The organism is Streptomyces flaveolus (assembly GCF_044765825.1).
In the GTDB taxonomy this organism is placed as follows: Bacteria; Actinomycetota; Actinomycetes; order Streptomycetales; family Streptomycetaceae; genus Streptomyces; species Streptomyces flaveolus.
On record NZ_JBIWKU010000012.1, the window covers coordinates 45810 to 69605 of the forward strand.

The following is a 23796-nucleotide window of genomic DNA, read 5'->3' on the forward strand; positions in this document are numbered from 1 at the left end:
CCGGCCCGCCCGATACCCGCACGTACGGACCTCCAGGAGGCAGCAGTGGCCCGGCGGCCCCTCCCCCGCATTCTGAGCAACGGCGGCGCACAGCTCGCCCGGAGCCGGGAGCTGGCCCGGACGGCGGCCGACAGCGCCACGGACGTCCTCCAGCCGCTCATCACGATCGGCCGCGGTCTGCGCCGACTGGCCTCGGCCGCCCGGCGCAGATGGACCGAGACCCCCAAGGACCGGCGCGGCGCGCTGCTGTTCCTGATGGCCTCCGTGGTCCTGGTCGTGGCGCTGGCTCCGTACGGCCCGCTGCTCGCCGTCATCGTCCTGATGGCGGCGGCGGCGTGGCAGGGCAGAGACCGCACGCCGTCGGGGCCACAGGGCCCCGACGACGCGCAGATCCAGCGCCTCAAGTCGCTCTACGAGGCGCTGGTCCCGTACTTCTCGATCGCCGAGGACCCCGATCCGCTCTACGTCCACGGCGGCGCGTGGGAGAAGGCGTTCCCGGCTCACGAGTTCGACGACGCCGGCCGTGTCACCGAGCTGGTGATCCGCTACCCGGCGTACTTCACCGACGGGGAGGCCCAGTCCCGGGCGCGGATCGAGCACCTGCTCACCGCCAAGGCCGGACGGGGCCGCGAGTACCTCTACACGTGGGACGAGGAGGCCAACCACCTCACCGTCGCCGTCCTCCCGCCGCTGCCCACCGACATCGCCGCCCAGCGGTTCGTCACGGCACCGGGTGAGACGGTCCTGGGCTTCACCGACCCGACCCGGGTGCAGCGCACCCTTCCGCTCACCCACGGCGAGGAGCAGCGGGACGTGCCGCCGGTCGTCTGGCGCACGGGCATCCGCTCCACCGAACCGCATCTGCTGGTCCTCGGGCAGCCCGGCACCGGCACCTCCACCCTGCTGCGCTCGATCGCCCTCCAGGCCCTGCACCACGGCGACCTGGTCATCGTGGACGGCGGCGGCACCGGCGAGTACGCCTGTCTGACCGGGCGCGACGGCGTCCTGGCCGTCGAGTGCGGCCTCGCCGGGGCGCTGACCAGCCTCGAGTGGGCGGCTCACGAGACGGAGCGCCGGCTGATCACCGTCAACCGGGCCCGGCAGGAAGGCCGGCCGGCGCCCGACGACACCCGGCGGCCCCTGTGGGTGCTCGTGGACCGTCCGAGCGCGTTCACGCACCTCGCCGCCGCGGACGGCCGCAGTGATCCCCAGTCCCTGCTCCAGATCCCGCTGCGGCACGGCCGAGCGGCGAACGTGACGGTGGTCGTCGCCGACCAGCTGGACGCGCTGGACGGTCTCGTCGACGCCGTACGGCAGCACACGCGGGCGCGGGTGGTGCTCGGTCCGGCCACGGCCGACGAACTGACGACCGTGCTGGGCGCCGCCCCGCACACCACGCCCGTCGACCAGGTGCCGCCCGGCCGCGGCTACGCCCGCCTGGGCAACGGTCCGGTGCACCGGCTCCAGGTACCGGCCACGCCGGACCCCTACGACGACGCGACGAGCGATGCGCAGCGGCAGGCGGTCCTCGACCTGCTGCCGCCGCGCACGACGCCCGCCGACGGCGAACAGGCGGCCGTGCCCGCGAAGGCAAGGCCGCACACGATCCTGATCAAGACGGAGGGCGTCCCGGTCGAGATGCGGACCGTCGCCACCGAGGGGACGGCGAGGCTCGGGACCGGGTCCGCCCCCGCCGGCACGAGGACGCCCCCCGGGGAGACGGAGGGCACCCCCGACATGCCCGGCCCGGTCACGGCCTCCCCCGCACCGCAGAGGACCGTCGCCGCAGCGGCGCCGGCCGAACCGGTCGCCGCGGACCCGGCTCCCGCCGGGACCGTCGCCGCGGAAGCCGTTGCCGCCAAGGCCGTCGCGGCGGAGACGACCTGACCCGCGGGCCCGGCCGCGAGGTGTCGGCCCCGCCCGGCCGGACCGGCGGCCGGCCCCTGCACTCGCCCCGCCGGTCCCCGCCGTCGGCGGGGGCTTGTCCCGGCTAGGCCACGAAGGACCGGGGTGCCTCGCTTGCCCCGGCGCCGCCGTTCTCCACCAGCCGGGCCGCCGCGGCGAGCCGTGCGGCCGCCTCGTCCGCCACCGCCCCGCCGACGGTGAACGGCAGCCGGACGTATCCCTCGAAGGCCCCGTCGACCCCGAACCTCGGCCCGGACGGGACCCGCACCCCCACGCGCTCCCCCGCCTCGGCGAGCCGCGAACCCGAGAGTCCGCCGGAGCGCACCCAGAGGGTGAGGCCGCCGCGCGGCACCTCGAACTCCCAGTCCGGCAGCTCGCGCCGTACCGCCGCCACCAGTTCGTCACGGTTCTGCCGGGCCTGCTCGCGGCGCATCCGCACCGCCTGCTCCCAGCCGCCCGTGCTGAACAGCCAGTTCACCGCCAGCTGTTCCAGCACCGGCGTGCCCAGGTCCGCGTAGGCGCGCGCGGCGACCAGGCTGCGGATCACGTCGGGGGCGGCGCGGACCCAGCCGATGCGCATGCCGGCCCAGAAGGCCTTGCTGGCGGAGCCGACGGTGACGACCGTGGAGCCGGCCGGGTCGAAGGCGCAGACGGGGCGCGGCATCTCGACGTCGTCCTCGAGCCACAGCTCGCTCATCGTCTCGTCGGCGACGAGGACGGTGCCGGCCGACCGGGCCGCGTCCACCAGCCGCCGCCGCTGGTCGTCGTCGGCGAGCGCGCCGGTGGGGTTGTGGAAGTCGGCGACGACGTAGGCGATGCGGGGTGCCGCCTCGCGCAGCACCTGCCGCCAGCGGTCCACGTCCCAGCCGGTGAGGCCCTCGGCCATGGCGACCGGGACCAGCCGCGCCCCCGCCTCGCGCATCAGCTGGAGGATGTTGGCGTACGACGGCGATTCGACCGCGATGCGCTCGCCGCGCCCCCCGAAGAGGTGACAGATCGCGTCGATCGCGCCCATCGCGCCCGTGGTCACCATGATCTGCTCGGGCATGGTCGGGATGCCGCGCGCGGTGTAACGCTCGGCGATCATCGACCGCAGCGCGGGCAACCCGGCCGGGTAGTCGCCGTGGGTGTGCGCGTACGGCGGCAGCTCCTCCAGGGCGCCCTGCACCGCGCGGGTGAGCCAGGGCTCGGGCGCGGGCAGCGCCGCGCAGCCGAGGTCGATCACCGAGCCGAGGGCCTCGGGCGGCAGGGGCTCCAGGCCCCGCGCGGGCAGCGGGTTCCCGGCCGGTACGGCGGTCCAGCTGCCCGCGCCGCGCCGGGACTCCAGGAAACCCTCGGCGCGCAGGGCCTCGTAGGCGGCGGCGACCGTTGTGCGGCTGACATTCAGGGCGAGGGCCAGCTCGCGTTCGGCGGGCAGCCGGGCGGCGACCGGCACCCGCCCTTCGAGGACCAGCAGCCGGATGCCGTCGGCGAGCGCGCGGTAGGCGGGCGGACGGCGGGTGCCGGGGCCGGCCGGACGGTCCTGCTGGGAGCTGAGCAGCCGGGCGAGCTGAGCCGCTCCCACAGCCGAGGTCCACTGCGCCATGGAAATCAGTCCACCTTCCCCGAATTGGCCATGGTTGGCTCTGCTTCTCAAGCCACAGGGTGTCATGCAGCAGGCCACTACCACCACACAGGGGGGCACATCTTGTCCAGCCGATCCGGACACGGTCATCTCGCACGACGGCTGACACAGCTCTACGGCGGACTCGTGCTCTACGGCGCGAGCTCGGCGCTGCTGGTCAGGTCGGGACTCGGTCTCGAGCCCTGGAACGTGCTGCACCAGGGCCTCGCCGAGCGCACGGGGCTGTCCATGGGCGTGGTGCTGACCATCGTGGGCGCCGCCGTGCTGCTGCTGTGGGTCCCGCTGCGTCAGCGGCCGGGCCTGGGCACGGTCTCCAATGTGCTGGTGATCGGCGCCGCGATGGACGCGACGCTGGCCGTGGTGCCCGACGGCCACGGCTGGACGCTGCGGATCGCCATGATGGCGGCGGGGATCGTCCTGAACGGCGCGGCGACCGGGCTGTACATCGCGGCCCGGTTCGGGCCGGGCCCGCGGGACGGCCTGATGACGGGCCTGAACCGGCGCACGGGCCTGTCGGTGCGCCTGGTGCGCACGGTCCTCGAGATCACCGTCGTGGCGACGGGCTTCGTCCTCGGCGGCACGGTCGGTGTCGGCACCCTCCTGTACGCCCTGTCGATCGGCCCGCTCGCCCAGGTCTTCCTGCGGGTGTTCGCCGTGCCAGTGGCACCGGAAGGCAGCACGGTGGTTGCCGCGGGTCAACCCCGGAGCGCGATACTGCGGCGGTGACCACCCCGATACGCCACCCCTACCTCGACCATCCCGGTCCGATCGCCTTCGCCCACCGGGGCGGTGCCGCGGACGGCCTGGAGAACACGCTGCGCCAGTTCCGGCACGCGGTCGACGCGGGCTACCGCTACATCGAGACGGACGTCCACGCCACGCGGGACGGGAAGCTCGTCGCCTTCCACGACGCGACCCTGGACCGGGTGACGGACGGGGCCGGCCGGATCGCCGACCTGCGCTGGGAAGAGGTGCGCCACGCGCGCGTGGCGGGCGAGGAGCCGGTGCCGCTCTTCGAGGAGCTGCTGGAGACCTTCCCCGAGGTGCGCTGGAACATCGACGTGAAGGCGGAGCCTGCGCTGCGGCCCCTCCTGGAGCTGATCGGGCGGACGAACGCCTGGGACCGGATCTGCGTCGGCTCGTTCTCCGAGGCCCGGGTCGTCCGCGCCCAGCGGCTGGCCGGGCCGCGCCTGGCCACCTCGTACGGCATCCGGGGCGTTCTCGGCCTGCGGCTGCGCTCCTGGGGCATCCCGGCCGCGCTGCGCCGCTCGGCGGTGGCCGCGCAGGTGCCGGAGGCCCAGTGGGGCATCCAGGTGGTGGACCACCGGTTCCTGCGCACCGCCCACGCGCGCGGGCTCCAGGTCCACGTGTGGACGGTGAACGATCCGGCCCGGATGCACCGGCTCCTGGACCTGGGAGTGGATGGCATCATGACCGATCACATCGACACACTGCGCAAGGTCATGGAGGACCGCGGCGTCTGGGTCTGAGACCCCGGGACCTGCGGCCGGGGCTCCGGCGGCGGCGCGCGTTCACGGGGAAGCGAGGGCGCGGGTGGGGACCGACACCGTGCGGACGGACGCGGCCGACGGAGCCGCCGACCGACGGCGCGAGCAGCGCGGCTGGTACTTCTACGACTGGGCGTGCTCGGTCTACTCGACGAGCGTGCTCACCGTGTTCCTGGGGCCCTATCTGACGTCGGTCGCCGAGTCGGCGGCGGACGCGGACGGCTATGTGCACCCCCTGGGCATTCCGGTGCGCTCCGGGTCCTTCTTCGCGTACTCGGTGTCCCTGTCGGTGATCGTGGCCGTACTGGTGATGCCCCTGGTGGGCGCGGCGGCCGACCGCACGGGCCGCAAGAAGCCGCTGCTCGGGGCCGCCGCGTACACCGGGGCGGCGGCGACGGCCGGCATGTTCTTCCTCGACGGCGACCGCTACCTGCTGGGCGGTCTGCTCCTGATCGTCGCCAATGCCGCGCAGTCGGTGGCGATGATGCTCTACAACTCCTACCTGCCGCAGATCGCGCCGCCCGAGGAGCGCGACGCGGTCTCCTCGCGCGGCTGGGCCTTCGGCTACGCGGCCGGGTCCCTGGTCCTGGTCGTGAACCTGGTCCTCTACACCGCCCACGACTCGTTCGGCCTGAGCGAGAGCGCGGCGGTCCGCGTCTGCCTCGCCTCGGCCGGACTGTGGTGGGGCGCCTTCGCGCTCATACCGCTGCGGCGGCTGCGCGACCGCCGCGCCCCCGCCCGGGAGGCGGCCCTCCCGGGCTTCCGGCAGCTCGCGGCGACCGTCCGCGACATGCGCCGCCGCCCGCTGACCCTGGCCTTCCTGCTGGCCTACCTCGTCTACAACGACGGCATCCAGACGGTGATCTCCCAGGCCTCCGTCTACGGCTCCGAGGAACTGGGGCTCGGCCAGTCCACGCTCATCGTGGCCGTGCTGCTGGTCCAGGTGCTGGCGGTGGTGGGCGCGCTGGCGCTGGGCCGGCTGGCCCGGACGTACGGCGCCAAGCGCACGATCCTCGGGTCGCTGGTCGCCTGGACGGTCACGCTCGCGGCCGGCTACTTCCTGCCTGCCGGGGCGCCGGGGTGGTTCTTCGTGCTGGCCGCCGGCATCGGTCTCGTCCTCGGCGGCAGTCAGGCGCTGTCCCGCTCGCTCTTCTCGCACCTGGTCCCGCCCGGCAAGGAGGCCGAGTACTTCTCCGCGTACGAGATGAGCGACCGCGGCATGAGCTGGCTCGGGCCGCTGCTGTTCGGGCTCACCTACCAGCTGACCGGGAGCTACCGGGACGCGATCATCTCGCTGGTGGCGTTCTTCGTCATCGGTTTCGTCCTGCTCGCGCGGGTACCGGTACGGCGTGCGATCGGCGACGCGGGCAACCCGGTGCCCGAAAGGATTTAGCACTCGACACGAAAGGGCTGTAGTGTACGCGTTTGGCCTGCCAGGCGTACCGTTACTGCGCGTCAAAGGTGTCGAAACGCTATGTCGCATCTGGCAACAGAGGTGACAAACCGGACGTCGGCGGGTACTGCACTGGGTGACAAGGCTGCGGCTGCGACGGCGACGCAGGGCCCGGAACGGGGACTCCGGACGGGAATCTTTACCGCCGCCCGGACGTTGACCGGATGACGACGACAGCGACACCTGTCCTGTGGGCGACAAGCCCGGGAGGCACGATTCATGAGTGAGCGAGCTCTTCGCGGCACGCGCCTCGTGGTGACCAGCTACGAGACGGACCGCGGCATCGACCTGGCCCCGCGCCAGGCCGTGGAGTACGCATGCGAGAAGGGGCATCGATTCGAGATGCCCTTCTCGGTCGAGGCGGAGATCCCGCCGGAGTGGGAGTGCAAGGTCTGCGGGGCCCAGGCACTCCTGGTCGACGGCGACGGCCCTGAGGAGAAGAAGGCCAAGCCCGCGCGTACGCACTGGGACATGCTGATGGAGCGGCGCACCCGCGAGGAACTCGAAGAGGTCCTCGAGGAGCGACTGGCCGTTCTGCGCTCCGGCGCGATGAACATCGCGGTTCATCCGCGGGACAGCCGCAAGAGTGCGTAGTCCCCACGGGGGCTGAGCCGAGCTTTCAGCGACGCAAGCGATCGCGGGCGCCGTACGTGGTTTCACGTACGGCGCCCGCGCTTTGCTGTACGCACCCTTTGTTTGTCATCCGGGAGGGGTGGGAGGGGTCCGGCTCCGTCAGCGCGTCAGCGGCGGGCGGGGGCCCTGCGGGGCGTCGCCCGGTTCGTCCCGGATCACCTCGCCCTGGACCACCTTGCCGTCCGGGTGGTGCATGCGGGCCTGCCGGAAGGCGTCGCCCAGAGTGCCCGGTACGGCCTCGCGGAGCTTGCGCTCGACGGTTCGCTGCGTGTAGCGGCTCACGGCCTTCTGGACCGGGGGCAGCAGGAGGAGCAGGCCCAGCGCGTCCGAGATCATGCCGGGGATCATCAGGAGCAGGCCGCCCAGCATCGTCAGGCCGTTGCCCTCGCTGTTCGGGCGGGGCGTGGGCGTCGTGCCGGGCTGCTGCTGTTGCAGCGTCTCGGTGAGATCGCGGAAGGCCCTGCGGCCGGCCCGCTTGATGACCACGGAGCCGAGCAGCAGGCCCGCGACCAGGATCAGGAAGACCACCCACCCGCTCGACGCGCCCGCGACCACGGTCAGCAGCCAGATCTCCAGCACGAGCCACGCGGCGAGGCCCAGCGGCAGGAAGGTGCGCAGCCGCGAGCGCCGGGGCCGGGCGGAGGGCCTGGGGGTCTGAGCGCCTGTCGTCATACCCCCAGTGTGCCTGGGCCCGGCTCAGCACGGGATAAGGGGGTGATCAGGCCTTCTCGTCCGGCGCGCCCGGCCGCGCCGGTGCGGCGGCCCCCTGGTCACCCGGCTTGTCGGTGGGCTCGTCGGTGGGCTTGTCGGTGGGCTTGTCGGTGGGCTTGTCGCGGCCCAGGACCTTGCCGACCCGCTCCCCCACGCCCCAGGTGGTGACCCGCCAGAGGGCCTCCACCAGGATGTCGCGGCTCATCTTCGAGTCGCCGAGTTCGCGCTCGACGAACGTGATGGGCACCTCGACGACGTGGTAGCCGGCCTTGACCGCCCGGCGGGCCAGGTCGACCTGGAAGCAGTAGCCCTGGGAGGCGACCTCGTCCAGACCGAGCCCCTCCAGGGTCTCCCGGCGGAAGGCGCGGTAGCCGCCCGTGATGTCGCGCAGCGGCAGGTCGAGCGCCAGGCGCGAGTACATGCTGCCGCCGCGGGAGATGAACTCGCGGGACTTGGGCCAGTTCACCACCCGGCCGCCGGGCACCCAGCGGGAGCCGAGCACCAGGTCGGCGCCCTTGAGCGCGGTCAGCAGGCGGGGAAGTTCCTCGGGCTGGTGGGAGCCGTCGGCGTCCATCTCGACCAGCACGCCGTACCCGTGCTCCAGGCCCCAGCGGAAGCCGGCGAGGTAGGCGGCGCCCAGCCCCTCCTTGCCCTTGCGGTGCAGGACCTGGACGTGGTCGTCCCCGGCGGCCAGTTCGTCGGCGAGCTTGCCGGTGCCGTCGGGACTGTTGTCGTCGGCCACGAGAACGTGTGCCTCGGGGACCGCCTCGCGCACGCGCCCGACGATCGCCTTGATGTTCTCCGCCTCGTTGTAGGTCGGGATGATCACCAGGGCCGTGCCCAGGGGGCCGAACCGCCTCCCTTGGTCCGCTGCCGCGAGCGTCCCGTCGCCGTCGTTCACTGCTGCCCCTTCATGTCCGTACGCAGAGGACCACCATAGTGGCCGCGGCCTGCGATGACCTGACAGGACGTTCGAATGGTGGTGTCGTCGCCCGAGAACCGGGGTAGGGATGCGCGTTTCGGACCGTTTCCTCGGCGGATGGGGGCCCGGCGCCCTTCGGGCCGACCAGGGACCCGCTGGCTGCGGGTCGACCGAAAGCCGTTGTCTACTGAGCGCCCGGGCCCCACCCGGGTCACACCTCCCGACCGGCCGTATCGTTCCCCCGCCGTGGCGCGAGCGCTGAGCCTGGCTCCCAGTGGCGGTGCGCCGGTGCGGCACACCGTCCCTGACGCAGCGGCGCCGCGGCGAGTGCGCGGAGGTTTCCCGGTCGGGCGTCCGGTGGTGGACTCCGTCGAACCTACCGGCCCTCCGCCGTCGCCTGTCAACAGTCGTTCGACCTGCGGCTTTCGCACCAAGGCCCAGGTCAGCGCGGCGGACGGCCGGTGCCTGCGGGTCAGAAGATCACCGCCCCGTCGCCCGTGCAGATCACTCGCCCGGGCGTACGAAGACCGTCCGGCCGCCCACCACGGTGCGCAGGCAGACGGGCAGGTCCCGGCCGGGGGTGAGGTCGGGCAGGCCGGGGGTGCCGGAGCGCGGGTCCGTCGACCAGCGCGCGACCCGGTCGTCGGGGGCCTGGACCACCAGCTCGCCGGTGCGCCAGACGGCGTAGTCCGCGGGCGCGCCCGGCACCAGGACGCCCGCGTCGTCCCGGCCGATCGCCCGCCAGCCGCCGCGCGTGTGCGCCGTGAAGGCGGCGCGCACGGAGACGCGGTGCTCCGGGGTGCGGTGGAAGGCGGCGGCCCGGACGGTGCCCCACGGGTCGAGGGGGGTGACCGGGCTGTCGGAGCCGAAGGCGAGCGGGACACCGGCGCGCAGCAGGGCCGCGAAGGGGTTGAGCGTGCGGGCCCGCTCGGCGCCCAGCCGCTGGGCGTACATGCCGTCCTCGCCGCCCCACAGCGCGTCGAAGGCGGGCTGGACGGAGGCGGTCAGGCCCAGCTCGGCGAAGGCCGCGACGGTCTCCGGGGTGAGCATCTCGGCGTGCTCGACGCGGTGGCGGGCGGCGCGGACGCGGGCGAGGCCGACCTTCTCGGCGGCGGCGCGCACGCCCTCCACGACGGCGGTCACGGCGGCGTCGCCGATGGCGTGGAAGCCCGCCTGGAGGCCCGCCTCGGTGCAGGCGACGACGTGGGCGGCGACGTCGGCGGCGTCCAGATAGGCGGTGCCCGTGTGCCCTGCGTCGGCGTACGGCTCGTGCAGGCAGGCGGTGCCCGAGCCGAGGGCGCCGTCGGCGAAGAGGTCGCCCGCGGCGCCGAGCGCGCCCAGCTCCCTCGCCTTGTCGACGTCCTGTTCGGCCCAGTAGCCGATCACGCGCGGTCCGTCGCCCTCGGCCGCGAGGCGCAGCAGTCCGGTGAGGTCGTCCTCGGAGGAGATCTCCGGGCCTGCGCACTCGTGAACGGTTCCGATACCGAGGGAGACGGCATGCGCGAGGGCGGCGCGCTGGGCCTCGGTGCGCTGGGCGGGGGTGACGGCACCCAGCGCGGTGGCGCGCGCGGCATGGTGGTCGTCGGCGGTGAGCGGGCCGTCCGTCCGGCCGATGCCGCCGGGGACCAGGTCGAGCAGCGCGGTGGTGACGACCGCGGAGTGGACGTCGATACGGCTGAGGTAGAGGGGCCGGCCGCCGGTGGCCTCGTCCAGTTCCGCGCGGGTCGGGGGCAGGCCGTCGGGCCAGCGGGAGGCGTCCCAGCCGTGGCCGAGCAGGACCCGGTCGCCGGGGCGGGCCGCGGCGAAGTCCCGGACGAGGGCGAGGGCCGCCTCGCGGGTGGCGGCGCCGGACAGGTCGAGGCCGGTGAGGGCGAGGCCGGTGGACGTGGTGTGCACGTGTGCGTCGGTGAACGCCGGGGTGACCAGCGCGCCGTCCAGGTCGATCACCTCGTCCACGCCGTCCGCGAAGGCGTCCGCGGCGCCCTCGGAGCCGACCCAGGCGACCTGGCCGTGTTCGACGACCATGGCCGTCGCGAAGGGGTCGGCGGGACTGTGGACCTCGCCGCGGCGCAGCAGGACGGTGGCGGGCGGGGTGGTGGACTCACTCATGGACACCAGTCTCGCCCCTCGCGCCGGGCGGTCCGCACGCAGGTGGGCGCCGCGCGGGGCCGGGGCGTCCGGGCGGGGTCAGATCCGCGGCGGGCGCGCCTCGTAGGGCGTCGAGAGGACCACGGTGGTGCGGGTCGACACGCCGGCCAGGGACCGCAGCCGGGCGAGCAGCTCCTCCAGCTCGTGCGGGGTGGCCACGCGCACCTTGAGGATGTAGTTCTCGTCGCCCGCCACGCTGTGGCAGGCCTCGATCTCCGGGACCCCGGCCAGCCGGTCGGCGATGTCGTCGGGCGCGCTGGGGTCGAACGGTTTCACGGAGATGAAGGCGGTCATCGGCAGCCCGACGGCCTCCGGGTCGACGACCGCGGCGTACCCGCGGATGACGCCACGCTGTTCCAGCCGCCGCACCCGCTGGTGCACGGCCGACGTGGACAGGCCCGTGGCCTTGCCCAGGTCTGTGTAGCTCATCCGCCCGTCCTTGACGAGCAGCTGCACGATCTGACGGTCCAGCTCCTCCATGGCGCAAGAACCTACAGTGCGCTTGATCTCCACGGATACCTGAGCAGCCCAGGTCATGCCCGGTTCGTGATGTGGGAGGGGGTCGGGGGGCGGCACGGCGGGGACAAAACCACCGCACCGGGCATCCGTAAGCGGCGTGTGACCAACACCACACGTTCCGGCCCGTCTCCGTGATGTTCTCGTGATTACCCGGGAGGGGGGACGGGAAGTGCTTGCTGTGGTCGAGGCCGCAGTGCCGTCACGGCCCAGCCCGAGGGGGAGAATCCCATGCAGAGTCTTAAGCGCCCTGGACGTACCGCGCCCAAGCGGCAGCAGCCCGTCGTCGAATCCGTGCCGGAGGGCGTCGATCCCGACGTCTTCGACGACGAGGAGCTCGACGCCTACGACACCTTCGAGATGTTCCGGGTGATCTGCCCGGACTGCGCGCAGCCCATCGCCCTGCTGGCGGACGAGGAGGTGCTGCCGGAGCACGCGCTGTGCGCCTCGCCGTGGAACCCGTTCGGTCTGACCGTCTGCGCGGGCACCGGCCGCAGGGCCACCGACGCGCGTCCCGCGGACGAGTCGTTCCAGCCCCACGAGCAGGACACCGCCCTGCTGTTGACGCTGCCGCACGGCCTCGACTGGCGGACCCAGCCCTTCTCCCACGTCGGCGGCCCGGGCTCGCGCCCGATGCGCGTGCCGACGATGCGGCACGAGGCCGCCTGAGCGACCGCGCCCCCGGACACACCCGGGGGCACCGCTCCTCGCACAGCCCTTCCGCGCCACGGCTCGCAGGCCGCCGTGGCGCGGACAGGTGTGTCACCCACGTCCCGGACGAGGCGCGGCGGACCCCGTGAACGCACGCCCGATTCCGCGGGCCGGTGACCTGTCCGCGCTTCGCCGCGTTGCCCTCGTATGACTCCCACGTACTCGGCGACCGGGAGCCGGCGCCGCGTGTTCGTGCCGGTACCGACGGGACCGGTTCCGCCGGCTCCGCAGCCCCCGGACCCGCCGATCTACCGCGAGTTGATGCGGACCTGGGCCGATCGCGGCCGCACCCTGCCGGGGCGCCACGACCCGGAGTGGATCAGGCTCGCCGCGCCCCCGCGCGGGCTCGGCGATGTCGTCGTGACCGGTGACTTCAGCGTCACCGGCACCTTCACCGTCCCTCGGGACCCGCGAGGTGACGGGCGATGACCATCCGCTGGATCTGGTTGGTGCCCTCGACGATCTGCAGGACCTTCGCCTCGCGCATGTAGCGCTCGGCCGGGAAGTCCGCGGTGTAGCCGTAGCCGCCGAGGACCTGCACGGCGTCGGTGGTGACCCGCATCGCCGTGTCGGTGCAGTACAGCTTGGCCATGGCGGCCTGCTTGCCGAACGGCAGTCCCGCGTCGCGCAGCCGCGCCGCCGTCAGATACAGCGCCCGGCCCGCCTCGATCTGGGTGGCCATGTCGGCGAGCAGGAAGCGCAGCCCCTGGAAGTCGGAGATCGGCTTGCCGAACTGCCGTCGCTCGGCCGCGTAGGACACCGCCTCGTCCAGTGCCGCCTGGGCCACGCCGATCGCGCAGGCGGCGATGCCGAGGCGTCCGGAGTCGAGCGCGGAGAGGGCGATCGCGAAGCCCTGTCCCTCCTCCCCGAGGCGCCGCGCGTCCGGGACCCGCACGCCGTCGAGGTGGACCTGTGCGGTGGGCGAGCCCTTGAGGCCCATCTTCTTCTCCGGCGCCGCGGCGCTCAGTCCGTCGGCGTCGCCGGGGACCAGGAAGGCGGTGATGCCGCGCGGGCCCTCCACTCCCGTGCGTGCCATGACGGTGTAGAAGTCGGCGATCCCGCCGTGCGTGATCCACGCCTTGGTCCCGGTGATCACCCAGTCGTCCCCGTCCCGCACGGCCTTGGTGCGCAGGGAGGCGGCGTCCGAGCCGGAGGCGGGTTCGGAGAGGCAGTAGGCGCCGAGCAGTCCGCCGCCGAGCATCGCGGGCAGGTGCTCGACCTGCTGCTCCTTGGTGCCGTAGGCGGCGAGCGCGTAGGAGGCGAGGGTGTGCACGCTGACGCCCAGGCCGACGGTGAGCCGGGCCGCGGCGAGCTCCTCCAGGACCTGGAGGTAGACCTCGTAGGGCTGCTCGCCGCCGCCGTACTCGGCGTCGTAGGGCAGGCCGAGCAGGCCGGAGTCGGAGAGCAGGGTGAAGACCTCGCGCGGGAAGCGTCCGGCGTCCTCCTCCTCGGCCGCGCTCGGGGCGATCTCACGCTGCGCGATGTCGCGGACGAGCGAGATCAGATCCCGTGCCTCGTCCGTGGGCAGTTGCCGGTCCACCGGCTGCGGGGCGCGGTCGGGCATGGCGACGCTCTCCTCCCTGTCGGGCACATCGGCGGACGTGCGCCTTGGGTGGAGGCGGCTCCGCCTGGTCGTTCGGGCCTGGCCGATGCTCGCACTCCCGGGTCGCGGAAGCGGCTGACCAGCGGCTGTGCGCTGTGAGTATGCCCGATCGGACGTATGGAGTCACCAGTTAACGACCGCTTACTTCAAGAAATCTCGGGCCCGGTCCCGGGGTCCCGGATTCCCTCGTCCTCCCGGCCTTTTGGTCCGAACCATTGACCGCACTGGTCTAGTCCTCCTACGGTGGCGGACCGAACGCACTTACCGCGTTCATGCCAATCGGCGAGCGTTCCCTCTTCCCCCACGAGGAGACACCCGATGCACGTCCCGCACCTCTCCCGCGCCCCCTTCCGGGCGCTGCTGTCCGCCCTGTGCTCCGCCGCTCTCGGCGCCGGGCTGCTCGCCGGCGCGGGCGCCGCGACGGCCACGGACACCGCCACGGCCGCGCCGGCCGCACCCACCGCCCAGGCGGCCGCCGGCTCGAAGGTCGTCGGCTACTTCACCGAATGGGGCACCTACGACCGCAAGTACTACGTCAAGAACATCGAGACGTCCGGTTCCGGCGCGAAGCTCACCCACATCAACTACGCCTTCGGCAACGTCACCGGCGGCAAGTGCGCCATGGGCGACGCCTACGCGGCCACCGACCGGGCGTACACCGCGGCCGAGTCCGTCGACGGCGTCGCCGACACCTGGGACCAGTCGCTGCGCGGCAACTTCAACCAGCTGCGCAAGCTCAAGAAGAAGCACCCGGACCTCAAGATCCTGTGGTCCTTCGGCGGCTGGACCTGGTCCGGCGGCTTCGCCGAGGCGGCGAAGAACCCGGCCGCGTTCGCCCAGTCCTGCTACGACCTGGTCGAGAACTCGAAGTGGGCCGATGTCTTCGACGGCATCGACATCGACTGGGAGTACCCGAACGCCTGCGGCCTGAGCTGCGACACCAGCGGCCGGGCGGCGTTCCCGAAGCTGATGAGCGCCCTGCGCGCCAGGTTCGGCTCCGGCAACCTGGTCACCGCGGCCATCACGGCCGACGCGACGTCCGGCGGCAAGATCGACGCGGCCGACTACGCGGGCGCGGCGCAGTACGTCGACTGGTACAACCCGATGACGTACGACTTCTTCGGCGCCTGGGACGCCGCCGGTCCGACGGCCCCGCACTCGCCGCTGACGTCGTACTCCGGCATTCCGAAGGCCGGTTACCACACCTCCGCGACCATCGCGAAGCTCAAGGGCCTCGGGATCCCCTCCTCGAAGCTGCTGCTCGGCATCGGCTTCTACGGCCGCGGCTGGACCGGAGTCACCCAGTCGGCGCCCGGCGGCACCGCGACCGGACCGGCCAAGGGGACGTACGAGAACGGCATCGAGGACTACAAGGTGCTCAAGACCACTTGCCCGGCGAACGGCACCGTGGCCGGCACCGCGTACGCCAAGTGCGGGAGCAACTGGTGGAGTTACGACACCCCGGCGACCATCGCGACCAAGATGACGTACAAGAACCAGCAGGGTCTGGGCGGCACGTTCTTCTGGGAGCTGAGCGGGGACACCACGAACGGTGAGCTGATCAAGGCGATCGGCTGACCGGCCGACGGGGGGCGCGGGGGCGGGGGCCGGCTCGGGCCTCCGCCCCCGCGTCAGGCGTCCCGGCGGGCGGGGGTCGGGGCCGGGCAGGCCGGGTCAAGTTCCTCGACGGCGCGCAGGGCGCCGCCGAGCGTCTTCACCAAGAGGTCGCGCATGGTCTCACGGGGCAGTCCGGGACGCTCGATCCAGCTCAGGGTGGCGCCCTCGACGCTGCACACCCAGGAGAGCAGGCCCATGCGGGCCAGCGGGCCGATGTCGCGACGGCCGTACGCGCCTTCGGCGATGGTCTCGACGATCGCCTCGCGCACCCCGTCGCGGATGGCGTGCACCTCGGCGTCGAAGCCGACGCCGCCGCTGACGATCGCGCGGTACGCGGCCTGGTTGTGCTCGGCGTAGCGCAGATAGCCGTCGATGGTGCGGTGGACGCGGTCCACCTGCGGAAGTTCCGTGCCGCCTGCCGCGGTGGTGACCAGGCCGGCGACGGAGTCCTGGATGATCGCCAGGTAGTAGCCCCGCTTGGACCGGAAGTAGTAGTAGATCAGCCCCTTGGCGACATTCGCCTGGCGGGCGATGTCGTCCATCGACAGCGCGTCGTACGAGGTGTCGGCGAACAACCTGCGCCCGATGGCGATGAGTTCGGCGCGGCGGGCCAGTGAGCGCTCCGTGCCGCGCACCCGGGGACGGGCGCCGTCACGCTGTTGACTGATATGCAATGTCGACCCTGGTCTCCTACGGGCGGCGGGACGTCCGCAGTATGGCAGGTCGGGTCGTGGGGCAGGTCACACGCGGGTCGTGTCAGAGCAGGCCCAGCTGGACCACGAGCATCGCGATCACCACGACGAGGGTCCAGCCCATGACGTGCTCGAAGACCTTCGGACCGTCGTCCTTGGGGCCGCCGGTTCGGACACGGGCGGCGGTGGCGGTGTGTGCGCTCATGGCTTCTCGCTGACTCGGACGATTGCGGGAGTCCCCCACTGACCCTGTCCACCTTGCCACCGGCAGCGGCCTTCGCGGCGGAGACCTTGGTCACAGGGGACGGCCCCCGGCGGTCGTGCGTGCCGGGGGGCCGTCCTGACGGTGCGGGCGTCAGCGCACGCCCACCGCCTCGAGCGCCTTGCGCTGGCGGGGGCTCGGCTGGGCCGGGAAGTACAGGTAGCAGACGCCGCCGGTGCCGGAGACGACCTTGCCACTGGCGTTGTACCGCTTGGTCCTGAGCCAGATGTTCTCCCACTCGCGCCGCTTGTAGACACGGCGCACGGCCTCGTTGTCGTCCGAGGCGGGGTCGTTGGCGATCACGTCGCCGTCGGCGGTGAAGCCGATCACGGTCATCAGGTGGCCGGAGGTGCCGTACCCGGCCCCGGTCAGTTCCTTCTCCAGGAATGACTGGGACGTTATGGCCGGGATACCGGCCGCGATCAGCGTCTCCAGGTCGGTCAGGGAGGCAAGGCGGGTGACCACGCCCTGGAGGCCCTGGAAGGTGGCCGCGTAGGCGGCGTTGAAGGGCCAGTTGCCGCAGCCGGCGTACTGGAAGTCGTACGTGTACCGGGCCGCGTGGCAGACCTGCGGGTCGGCGTACGCGGGGTCGACCCAGGCGAGCTGCTCCGCGGTGAGCCGGCCGCCCCAGTACTCGATGATCATCTGCGAGGAGGTGGGGCTGCACCAGGCCTCTCCGCCGTTGTCGTACTCCGGGTACTGGCCCTTGTGGATCTCCTGGGAGTAGCGCGGGACGCGCAGTTCCCCGGCGAGGCCGGGAGCGGAGGCGGCGACGGTGAAGCGGTCGGGGATGTCGGAGCCCATGGCGCCGAGCCGCCAGACGGTGGGGGTGGCCCGCGTACCGGGGCGGCGGTAGAGGGTGAGCCTGAGCCGGTAGGAGGCCAGGCGCAGGCCGGTGGAGGCGTCGTCGATCGAGAAGGTGTCCGTCCAGATGCTGCTTCTGCCGTCGCTCTGGTCGTCGACCGAGGTCCGCCGGATGTCCTGGTCGCCGGCGGCCCAGCGGCCCATCACGTACCAGGGCGTGTCCGTGCCGTCCGAGTAGGTGCCCCCGAGCTCGACCTGGAGCCAGGTGCCGTCCGGGGTGTGGGCGTTCCAGGAGGCGATGACCTCCGTCGAGGGCACGGCGAGCCGGTGGACGGGCGACGTCCAGGTGGCGTACTCCCACGTGGCGGTCCTGCCGGTGTGCGGGTCGGTGTAGTCGGCGGTGCCGGCCGCGGCGCCGATGACGACACCGGGCCGGGCGCCGGCGACGGGCCGGGCGCCCTGCGCGGTCCCGCTCCGCCAGTCGTGGAACGTGGTCCAGGCCCGGTAGTCGACCGGACGGGAGGTGCGGTCGGGGTCCGCGGTCGCGACGGGGGCGTACGGCGCGGCCTCGGCGGTGGCCGGGACCGCGCTGCCGGCCACCGCGGCGGCGACGGCGGCGGTCAGGACCGTTCTGCGGGACGGCTGTTCGGCTCTGCTCATGGGCGAAAGACCCCCAGGTGTGCGAGTCGGGGCGGTTCCGTTGCACGGATGTGCGCCAACTATGGCCGCAGGCTGCCACTCCTGCCAGCACTTCTGCGCACGCCACGCCATGAACATTGGTGTCGACCAGTGACACGGAGGTGGCGCGGGAGGAGGGGAGGGCGCACAGGCGCGGCTAGAGTGCTGGGCGAACGCCCGTCCGTCCGCCGCCCCCCTCCGCCCGGGACACCGCCATCCACGACCTCGCCGACCGCATCCGCCGGCTGCCCCCCTCCTGTGGGCCCGTGCGCCTCGTCGGCGTGGACGGGCACGCCGGGTCGGGGAAGTCCACGTTCGCCGGGCGGCTGGCCGACTCGCTGGGCGGCGCGCCGGTGCTGCACCTGGACGACATCGCCAGCCACGACGAGCTGTTCGGCTGGACCGGGCGGCTGCTGGGTCAGGTGATCGAACCTCTGCGGCGCGGCGACACGGCGCACTACGCGCCCTACGACTGGCGGACCCGGCGCTTCACCGCGCCCCGCGCCCTGCCGCCCGCCCCGGTCGTCCTGGTCGAGGGGGTGGGCGCCGGCCGCCGGGACCTGCGCCCGCACCTGGCCCTGCTGCTGTGGATGGACCTGCCGCCCGAGGAGGCGTGGAGCCGCGGCCGGGCGCGCGACGGGACGGAACAGCGGACGTTCTGGGACGGATGGATCCCGGCGGAGCGCCGGCACTTCGCCGATGACCCCTCACGCCCCTTCGCGCGCCTCCTGGTACGCCAGAGGGATGAGGGGTACGAGGTGCGTCCGGGGCCTGCCGGACCCGTGAATCCCGGCACTCTTTGTCACACTGAGTGACAGCTCCCCCGCAATGTGTTGAAGTTGTGAAGGCCGCGCTCGGGCGGCTCGCTGGAGTACCCCAACTCCGCTTGACCCAGGGGCCGTACAGGTCTTACGTTCTGAATGTGCGGTCTTTCGGGATCGCCCGCAGACACGAAGCCCCCGGTTGTTCCCCCGTGACCGGGGGCTTCGTTCTGCCCAAAACTCTGATTTCGACTGCTCCGCGGCGCTCTCCGGTCACACTCGGTCACCGCACGGTATGCGCCCCGTCCGCTCCCACCTCGGGAAACGGCCTGCCCCGGCACCCTTCGGAGGGAAGACCGCCGCGGGTACGATGCCCTCGGTGTGCGACCTACGGACGGCCGCTGCGCGCACCTTGCAACTCCGGTCGCCCGTACAGCGGTTGGAGTGGAGGGCCGGCGGGCGACGGCCCGGTGGCATACCGACGGGGGCACGGTTCGTGGGGGACGTGATGGACTTCGGCACGCAGGGGCCGCAGGCCCCGGCCGACCTCGCCTGGCTGCGCGGCGTGGACGCCTACACCATGGGGGCCTATCCGCAGGCCGAGGAGGAGTTCCGGACCGCGGTGCGCATCGATCCCTCGATGGCCGACGGCTGGCTGGGGCTGCACGCGCTGCGCGTCGACACCACCAACGCGCTGCTCCGGATGTTCCGGCACCGGGACCGCTTCGGCGAACAGCGCACCCGGCACCGTCGTACGCTCAACTCCTGGTACTGGCTGGGCTGGTGGGTCCAGCCCGTGCTGGAGAGCCCGCGCGACCTGCTGCTCGCGCACGCCTCGCACTGGCTGGACGGCCGCCACGTCCCGGAACTGGACCGGGCACTCGCCGGGCTGCCACCGGTGGACACCGACGCCCAGGTCCGCTTCCTGCACGCCTGCCGCGCCTACCTCGTCAAGGACTGGGAACAGCTCGTCCGGCACACCGATCCCCTGCTCGGCGACCCCCTGCTCGGCATCGAGGCCGGCCTGTTCAGCGGAATGGCCCGGGTGCGGCTGGAGATGTACGGACAGGCCGAACCGCTGCTGTCGGCCGCGCTCATGCGGTGCCGCAGCGAGCAGCCGCAGCGCAAGGAGCTGCGCTACTGGCTGGCGCGGGCCCACGAGGGCACGGGCCGCAGCGCCGCGGCCCTCCCCCTGTACCGTGCCGTGCACCGCGTCGACCCTGCCTTCATGGACACCTCGGCGCGGCTCGCGGCCATCGCCGAGAGCGACGGCTACGACGAGCCCGCCGACCTCGCGGGACTCGCCCCGGCCGGTGCCGGACCGGACGGCACGGACGGGCCCGACGGGCTCGATCCGCTCTTCGGCACCGAGGAACGCGATCTGAAGCTCTCCGACCCCGAGCCGCCGCCGTCCGGCGCGCTTCCCTCGCTGACCGGTCCGCCGGTGCGCAAGCGGGACGGCGCACCGGACCCGTCACTGCCCGCCGGGCCCACGGACCCGGCGTTACTGGAGGAAGCGCTCGCCGAGCTGGAGCGCATGGTGGGTCTCGAGCCGGTGAAACGGCAGGTGAAGGCCCTGTCCGCGCAGCTGAACATGGCGCGGCTGCGGGCCGGGCAGGGCCTGCCGGTCCAGCCGCCCAAACGCCACTTCGTCTTCTCCGGCCCCTCGGGCACCGGCAAGACCACCGTGGCCCGCATCCTGGGCCGCGTCTTCTACGCCCTCGGCCTGCTGGGCGGCGATCACCTCGTCGAGGCGCAGCGGGCCGACCTGGTCGGCGAGTACCTGGGCCAGACGGCCGTGAAGGCCAACGAGCTGATCGACTCCGCCCTCGGCGGTGTGCTGTTCGTCGACGAGGCGTACTCGCTGTCCAACTCGGGGTACGGCAAGGGAGACGCCTACGGGGACGAGGCGTTGCAGGTGCTGCTGAAGCGGGCCGAGGACAACCGCGATCACCTGGTGGTGATCCTCGCCGGTTACCCGGAGGGCATGGACCGGCTGCTGGCCGCCAACCCCGGGCTGTCGTCCCGCTTCACCACCCGCGTGGACTTCCCGTCGTACCGGCCGCTGGAGCTGACCTCCATCGGGGAGGTGCTCGCCGCCGAGAACGGGGACGGATGGGACGAGGAGGCGCTCGACGAGCTGCGGTCGATCGCCGGGCACGTGGTCGATCAGGGGTGGATCGACGAGCTGGGGAACGGGCGGTTTCTGCGGACGCTGTACGAGAAGAGCTGTGCGTATCGGGATCTGCGGTTGTCCGGGTACAGCGGGGCATTGACGCGGGACGATCTGGCGACGTTGCGGTTGCCGGATCTGATGCAGGCGTACGGGGAGGTGCTGTCGGGGCGGGGTCCGCAGGACCCTCCGGGGGTGTAGCCGCGGGGGCCCGGCGGGGGTGCGGGCGTGCTCGCCCGGGGCGTTGCCAGGTGCCGGATGGGCGGCTCCGGGTGGGTTTCGCTCGCCCCGCCGAGGGGTGCCTCCCCCGCTCTCGGCTTCTCCCCCACGCTCGGCCGCGCTCGCGCGGGGGGACCCCCATGAGCGGGGAGACCCCCACCGCGGTCAGGCACTGGGGGAGGCACTGCTGCCCGCAGCTACGACGGCTGCGGCTGGGCCAGTGCCTCCTCCGGGGCTCCGCTCGCCCGCTGTTCCGCCACCACCGGCGCCTGCCGGTGGGCCGGGTCACGGACCTCGCCGACCAGGAGTTCGAGTACGTCCTCCAGTGCGACCAGGCCCAGGACCCTGCCGGACGCGTCGGCCACCTGGGCCAGGTGGGTCGCGGCGCGGCGCATGACGGTGAGGGCGTCGTCGAGCGGCAGTTCCGGGCGGAGGGTCGTCATCGGGCGCCACAACTGCTGGGGCACCGCGCGCTCGGAGTCCTCCACGTCGAGGACGTCCTTGACGTGCAGGTATCCCATGAAGGCGCCGGTGTCCGCGGCGACCGGGAAGCGGGAGTACCCGGTGCGGGCGGTGAGCGCGACGATCTCGCCCGGCGTGACCGAGGGGCTGACCGTCACCAGGGACTCGCGCCCGAGGAGCACGTCGGTCACCGGGCGGGAGCCCAGTTCCAGGGCGTCCTCCAGGCGCTCCTGCTCCTCCGGGTCGAGCAGGCCGGCCTGCCCGGCGTCCTCGACCAGCCGGTTGAGCTGCTCGCTGGTGAAGACGGCCTCGACCTCGTCCTTCGGCTCGACGCGGAACAGCCGCAGGATGCCCTGGGCGCAGGCGCCGAGCGCGAAGGTGATCGGCTTGCAGAGGCGGGCGAAGGCGACCAGGCCGGGGCTCAGCCACAGCGCGGCCTTCTCGGGGGCGGCCATCGCGAGGTTCTTCGGGACCATCTCGCCGATGACGAGGTGGCAGAAGACGACGGCGGCCAGCGCGATGACGTAGCCGAGCGGGTGGATCATGCCGTGCGGCAGGTGCATCCACTCGAAGACCGGCTCCAGCAGGTGGGCGACCGTGGGCTCGGCGACCGCGCCGAGCGTCAGCGAGCAGACGGTGATGCCGAACTGGGCGGCGGCCATCATCTGCGGCAGCCGCTCCAGCCCGTACAGCACCTGCCGGGACCGGGCGGTGCCGAGCGGCTCGATCTGGCTGCGGCGCACGGAGACGAGCGCGAACTCGGCGCCGACGAAGAAACCGTTGGCGAGCACGAGCAGCGCGGCGAACAGGAGTTGCAGGACGCTCATCGGGCGGCCTCCAGCAGCGACGCCGGTGCCGTCCGCACCAGCCGTATCCGCTCGGCGCGGTAGTGGCCGACCTGCCGGACCGACAACCGCCAGCCGGGCAGTTCCGCGCGGTCCCCGACGGCCGGAATGCGGCCGAGCAGGTCGGCGACCAGGCCGGCGACCGTCTCGTACGGTCCCTCGGGCGTCTCCAGGCCGATGCGGCGCAGGGCGTCGACCCGGCAGCTGCCGTCGACGTCCCAGGCGGGCCGGCCGTCCTCGGGCGGGGCGGGGGCGAGTTCGGGCACGTCCAGGCCGTCGTGCTCGTCGCGGACCTCGCCGACGATCTCCTCGACGATGTCCTCCAAGGTGACGACACCGGCGGTGCCGCCGTACTCGTCGACGACGACCGCGATGGGCTGCTCGCTGCGCAGCCGGGTGAGCAGCGGCCGTACCGGCAGGGTCTCGGGGACGAGCAGGGCCGGGCGGGCGATACGGCCGGCGGGGGTGCGCAGCCGGTCGTGCACGGGGACCGCGAGGGCGTCCTTGAGGTGGACCATGCCGACGATCTCGTCGATCTTCTCCCGGTAGACGGGGAAGCGGGACAGACCGGTGGCGCGGGTCAGGTTGACCACGTCCTCGGCGGTCGCCGAGGACTGCAGGGCGCTGACCTTCACGCGGGGGGTCATGACGTGCTGTGCGGTCAGTTCGCCCAGGGACAGGGTGCGGACGAAGAGTTCCGCCGTGTCCTGTTCCAGGGCGCCGGCCCGGGCGGAGTGCCGGGCGAGGGAGACCAGTTCGCCGGGGGTGCGGGCGGAGGCCAGCTCCTCGGCCGGCTCGATGCCGAGCATGCGCACGAGCCGGTTGGCGACGGTGTTCAGCGCGGAGATCACGGGGCGGAACAGCCGCGCGAAGACGTGCTGCGGGCCGGCGACGAAGCGCGCGACGTGCAGCGGCTTGGACACCGCCCAGTTCTTGGGCACGAGCTCGCCGATCACCATCTGCACGGCCGAGGCCAGCAGCATGCCGACGACCACCGACACGCCGGACACGGCGCCGTCGGGGACGCCGATCGCGGTGAACGGGCCGTCCAGCAGCCGGGCGAGGGCCGGTTCGGCGAGCATGCCGACGACGAGGGAGGTGATGGTGATGCCGAGCTGGGTGCCGGAGAGCTGGAAGGACAGCTCCTTGAGGGACTCGACGACCCGGCGGGCACGTCGGTCGCCGTCGGCGGCGGCCTGTTCGGCGTCCGGCCGTTCGACCGTGACGAGGCCGAACTCGGCCGCGACGAAGAAGCCGTTGGCCAGGATCAGCAGGAACGCGGCTGCCAGCAGCAGCAAGGGGGTGGTCATGATGCCGCCGCCTCCGCAGGGACGCGCACCTCGGGGGTGCGGTCCGCGCTATGTCGGCAGGGGGCGGCGCAGGTACTACAGGACGATCCGTCCATCGCCGGAGGGAGTCACTCCTCGGGTAGCAGGAACCCCCGCGCACCGGGCGGAGCGACAGGGGCGGAGCCGCGACGACCGCGTCTCCGTTCCCAGATTAATCACGAAAAGGGGGTGTGCGGCAGGGTGGACGCCGCCGAGCCGGT

Annotated in this window: 20 protein-coding genes and 1 pseudogene; 10 read left to right on the plus strand and 11 right to left on the minus strand. The window is 72.9% G+C overall.

The window, feature by feature from the left end:
• Window positions 1-45 precede the first annotated feature (45 nt).
• Window positions 46-1887: a hypothetical protein gene (locus ACIRG6_RS30155; RefSeq protein ID WP_403325062.1), complete on the plus strand. Its 1842-nt coding sequence runs from the start codon at window positions 46-48 to the stop codon at window positions 1885-1887.
• A 103-nt stretch (window positions 1888-1990) separates the two neighbouring features.
• Here the strand turns inward: ACIRG6_RS30155 and ACIRG6_RS30160 are convergent, their stop codons facing one another.
• Window positions 1991-3490 (minus strand): SCO1417 family MocR-like transcription factor, encoded by a 1500-nt coding sequence (locus ACIRG6_RS30160; protein WP_350723286.1) that lies wholly within the window; start codon window positions 3488-3490, stop codon window positions 1991-1993.
• A 102-nt stretch (window positions 3491-3592) separates the two neighbouring features.
• On the opposite strand from ACIRG6_RS30160, the gene yczE reads away from it, so the two are divergent.
• The 4 genes from yczE to ACIRG6_RS30180 all read left to right on the plus strand — a co-directional run bounded on the left by yczE (window position 3593) and on the right by ACIRG6_RS30180 (window position 7084).
• Window positions 3593-4255, plus strand: coding sequence for a membrane protein YczE (yczE, locus tag ACIRG6_RS30165; protein ID WP_364680806.1), 663 nt, complete (start codon window positions 3593-3595; stop codon window positions 4253-4255).
• Window positions 4252-5019, plus strand: a complete 768-nt coding sequence (locus tag ACIRG6_RS30170) for a glycerophosphodiester phosphodiesterase (protein ID WP_364680809.1) — start codon at window positions 4252-4254, stop codon at window positions 5017-5019. Before yczE ends, ACIRG6_RS30170 begins: the two co-directional genes overlap by 4 nt.
• 64 nt (window positions 5020-5083) lie before the next feature.
• The gene (locus ACIRG6_RS30175; RefSeq protein ID WP_364680811.1) at window positions 5084-6430 is read left to right on the plus strand and encodes an MFS transporter; all 1347 of its coding nucleotides are present in this window, start codon (window positions 5084-5086) and stop codon (window positions 6428-6430) included.
• Between the two features lie 279 nt (window positions 6431-6709).
• Window positions 6710-7084, plus strand: a complete 375-nt coding sequence (locus ACIRG6_RS30180) for an RNA polymerase-binding protein RbpA (RefSeq protein WP_003977404.1) — start codon at window positions 6710-6712, stop codon at window positions 7082-7084.
• Between the two features lie 138 nt (window positions 7085-7222).
• Here ACIRG6_RS30180 and fxsA read toward each other — a convergent pair whose 3' ends face one another.
• The 4 genes from fxsA to ACIRG6_RS30200 all read right to left on the minus strand — a co-directional run bounded on the left by fxsA (window position 7223) and on the right by ACIRG6_RS30200 (window position 11384).
• On the minus strand, window positions 7223-7795 hold the full coding sequence (gene fxsA, locus ACIRG6_RS30185; protein ID WP_403325063.1) for an FxsA family membrane protein: 573 nt from the start codon (window positions 7793-7795) through the stop codon (window positions 7223-7225).
• A gap of 46 nt (window positions 7796-7841) precedes the next feature.
• Window positions 7842-8735 (minus strand): glycosyltransferase, encoded by an 894-nt coding sequence (locus tag ACIRG6_RS30190; protein WP_403325064.1) that lies wholly within the window; start codon window positions 8733-8735, stop codon window positions 7842-7844.
• A 525-nt stretch (window positions 8736-9260) separates the two neighbouring features.
• The gene (locus ACIRG6_RS30195) at window positions 9261-10865 is read right to left on the minus strand and encodes an amidohydrolase (RefSeq protein WP_403325065.1); all 1605 of its coding nucleotides are present in this window, start codon (window positions 10863-10865) and stop codon (window positions 9261-9263) included.
• Window positions 10866-10943: 78 nt separating this feature from the next.
• Window positions 10944-11384 (minus strand): Lrp/AsnC family transcriptional regulator, encoded by a 441-nt coding sequence (locus tag ACIRG6_RS30200; protein WP_004002750.1) that lies wholly within the window; start codon window positions 11382-11384, stop codon window positions 10944-10946.
• A 267-nt stretch (window positions 11385-11651) separates the two neighbouring features.
• Between ACIRG6_RS30200 and ACIRG6_RS30205 the strand changes: the two genes are divergently transcribed.
• Both ACIRG6_RS30205 and ACIRG6_RS30210 read left to right on the plus strand, forming a co-directional pair.
• Complete coding sequence (locus ACIRG6_RS30205) at window positions 11652-12089, plus strand: hypothetical protein (protein ID WP_403325066.1); 438 nt, start codon at window positions 11652-11654, stop codon at window positions 12087-12089.
• Window positions 12090-12278: 189 nt separating this feature from the next.
• The gene (locus tag ACIRG6_RS30210) at window positions 12279-12560 is read left to right on the plus strand and encodes a hypothetical protein (protein ID WP_392146205.1); all 282 of its coding nucleotides are present in this window, start codon (window positions 12279-12281) and stop codon (window positions 12558-12560) included.
• Here the strand turns inward: ACIRG6_RS30210 and ACIRG6_RS30215 are convergent.
• On the minus strand, window positions 12523-13695 hold the full coding sequence (locus ACIRG6_RS30215; RefSeq protein WP_403325067.1) for an acyl-CoA dehydrogenase: 1173 nt from the start codon (window positions 13693-13695) through the stop codon (window positions 12523-12525). The genes ACIRG6_RS30210 and ACIRG6_RS30215 overlap by 38 nt on opposite strands.
• Window positions 13696-14052: 357 nt before the next feature.
• Here ACIRG6_RS30215 and ACIRG6_RS30220 point away from each other — a divergent pair, with 357 nt between their 5' ends.
• The gene (locus tag ACIRG6_RS30220; RefSeq protein ID WP_364680827.1) at window positions 14053-15312 is read left to right on the plus strand and encodes a glycoside hydrolase family 18 protein; all 1260 of its coding nucleotides are present in this window, start codon (window positions 14053-14055) and stop codon (window positions 15310-15312) included.
• 53 nt (window positions 15313-15365) lie between these two features.
• Here ACIRG6_RS30220 and ACIRG6_RS30225 read toward each other — a convergent pair whose 3' ends face one another.
• From ACIRG6_RS30225 to ACIRG6_RS30235, 3 genes are all read right to left on the minus strand, one after another.
• Entirely contained in the window at window positions 15366-16025 is a 660-nt protein-coding gene (locus ACIRG6_RS30225) for a TetR/AcrR family transcriptional regulator (protein ID WP_364821448.1), read from the minus strand.
• A gap of 82 nt (window positions 16026-16107) precedes the next feature.
• A complete protein-coding gene (locus tag ACIRG6_RS30230) occupies window positions 16108-16248 on the minus strand; it encodes an SCO1431 family membrane protein (RefSeq protein WP_189230682.1) in 141 nt (46 codons plus the stop codon).
• A gap of 150 nt (window positions 16249-16398) precedes the next feature.
• Window positions 16399-17769 carry a peptidase C39 family protein gene (locus ACIRG6_RS30235; RefSeq protein WP_403325068.1) on the minus strand — a complete coding sequence of 457 codons (1371 nt, stop codon included), beginning with the start codon at window positions 17767-17769 and terminating at the stop codon, window positions 16399-16401.
• Window positions 17770-18002: 233 nt separating this feature from the next.
• Here ACIRG6_RS30235 and ACIRG6_RS30240 point away from each other — a divergent pair.
• Window positions 18003-18624, plus strand: a pseudogene (locus ACIRG6_RS30240) (uridine kinase family protein).
• Window positions 18625-19056: 432 nt separating this feature from the next.
• On the plus strand, window positions 19057-20922 hold the full coding sequence (locus tag ACIRG6_RS30245) for an AAA family ATPase (RefSeq protein ID WP_350723297.1): 1866 nt from the start codon (window positions 19057-19059) through the stop codon (window positions 20920-20922).
• 215 nt (window positions 20923-21137) lie between these two features.
• On the opposite strand, the gene ACIRG6_RS30250 is transcribed toward ACIRG6_RS30245, so the two are convergent.
• Together ACIRG6_RS30250 and ACIRG6_RS30255 are read right to left on the minus strand one after the other, a co-directional pair.
• A complete protein-coding gene (locus ACIRG6_RS30250; RefSeq protein ID WP_403325069.1) occupies window positions 21138-22229 on the minus strand; it encodes a hemolysin family protein in 1092 nt (363 codons plus the stop codon).
• Window positions 22226-23557: a hemolysin family protein gene (locus ACIRG6_RS30255; protein WP_318217717.1), complete on the minus strand. Its 1332-nt coding sequence runs from the start codon at window positions 23555-23557 to the stop codon at window positions 22226-22228. Before ACIRG6_RS30255 ends, ACIRG6_RS30250 begins: the two co-directional genes overlap by 4 nt.
• Window positions 23558-23796 lie beyond the last annotated feature (239 nt).

Coding starts and splice junctions, on each gene's coding strand:
- ACIRG6_RS30160 (WP_350723286.1), bottom strand. CDS start 3,490: ATGGCGCAGTGGACCTCGGCTGTGGGAGCGGCTCAGCTCGCCCGGCTG.
- ACIRG6_RS30180 (WP_003977404.1), top strand. CDS start 6,710: ATGAGTGAGCGAGCTCTTCGCGGCACGCGCCTCGTGGTGACCAGCTAC.
- fxsA (WP_403325063.1), bottom strand. CDS start 7,795: ATGACGACAGGCGCTCAGACCCCCAGGCCCTCCGCCCGGCCCCGGCGC.
- ACIRG6_RS30195 (WP_403325065.1), bottom strand. CDS start 10,865: ATGAGTGAGTCCACCACCCCGCCCGCCACCGTCCTGCTGCGCCGCGGC.
- ACIRG6_RS30200 (WP_004002750.1), bottom strand. CDS start 11,384: ATGGAGGAGCTGGACCGTCAGATCGTGCAGCTGCTCGTCAAGGACGGG.
- ACIRG6_RS30205 (WP_403325066.1), top strand. CDS start 11,652: ATGCAGAGTCTTAAGCGCCCTGGACGTACCGCGCCCAAGCGGCAGCAG.
- ACIRG6_RS30210 (WP_392146205.1), top strand. CDS start 12,279: ATGACTCCCACGTACTCGGCGACCGGGAGCCGGCGCCGCGTGTTCGTG.
- ACIRG6_RS30215 (WP_403325067.1), bottom strand. CDS start 13,695: ATGCCCGACCGCGCCCCGCAGCCGGTGGACCGGCAACTGCCCACGGAC.
- ACIRG6_RS30220 (WP_364680827.1), top strand. CDS start 14,053: ATGCACGTCCCGCACCTCTCCCGCGCCCCCTTCCGGGCGCTGCTGTCC.
- ACIRG6_RS30230 (WP_189230682.1), bottom strand. CDS start 16,248: ATGAGCGCACACACCGCCACCGCCGCCCGTGTCCGAACCGGCGGCCCC.
- ACIRG6_RS30235 (WP_403325068.1), bottom strand. CDS start 17,769: ATGAGCAGAGCCGAACAGCCGTCCCGCAGAACGGTCCTGACCGCCGCC.
- ACIRG6_RS30245 (WP_350723297.1), top strand. CDS start 19,057: ATGGACTTCGGCACGCAGGGGCCGCAGGCCCCGGCCGACCTCGCCTGG.
- ACIRG6_RS30250 (WP_403325069.1), bottom strand. CDS start 22,229: ATGAGCGTCCTGCAACTCCTGTTCGCCGCGCTGCTCGTGCTCGCCAAC.
- ACIRG6_RS30255 (WP_318217717.1), bottom strand. CDS start 23,557: ATGACCACCCCCTTGCTGCTGCTGGCAGCCGCGTTCCTGCTGATCCTG.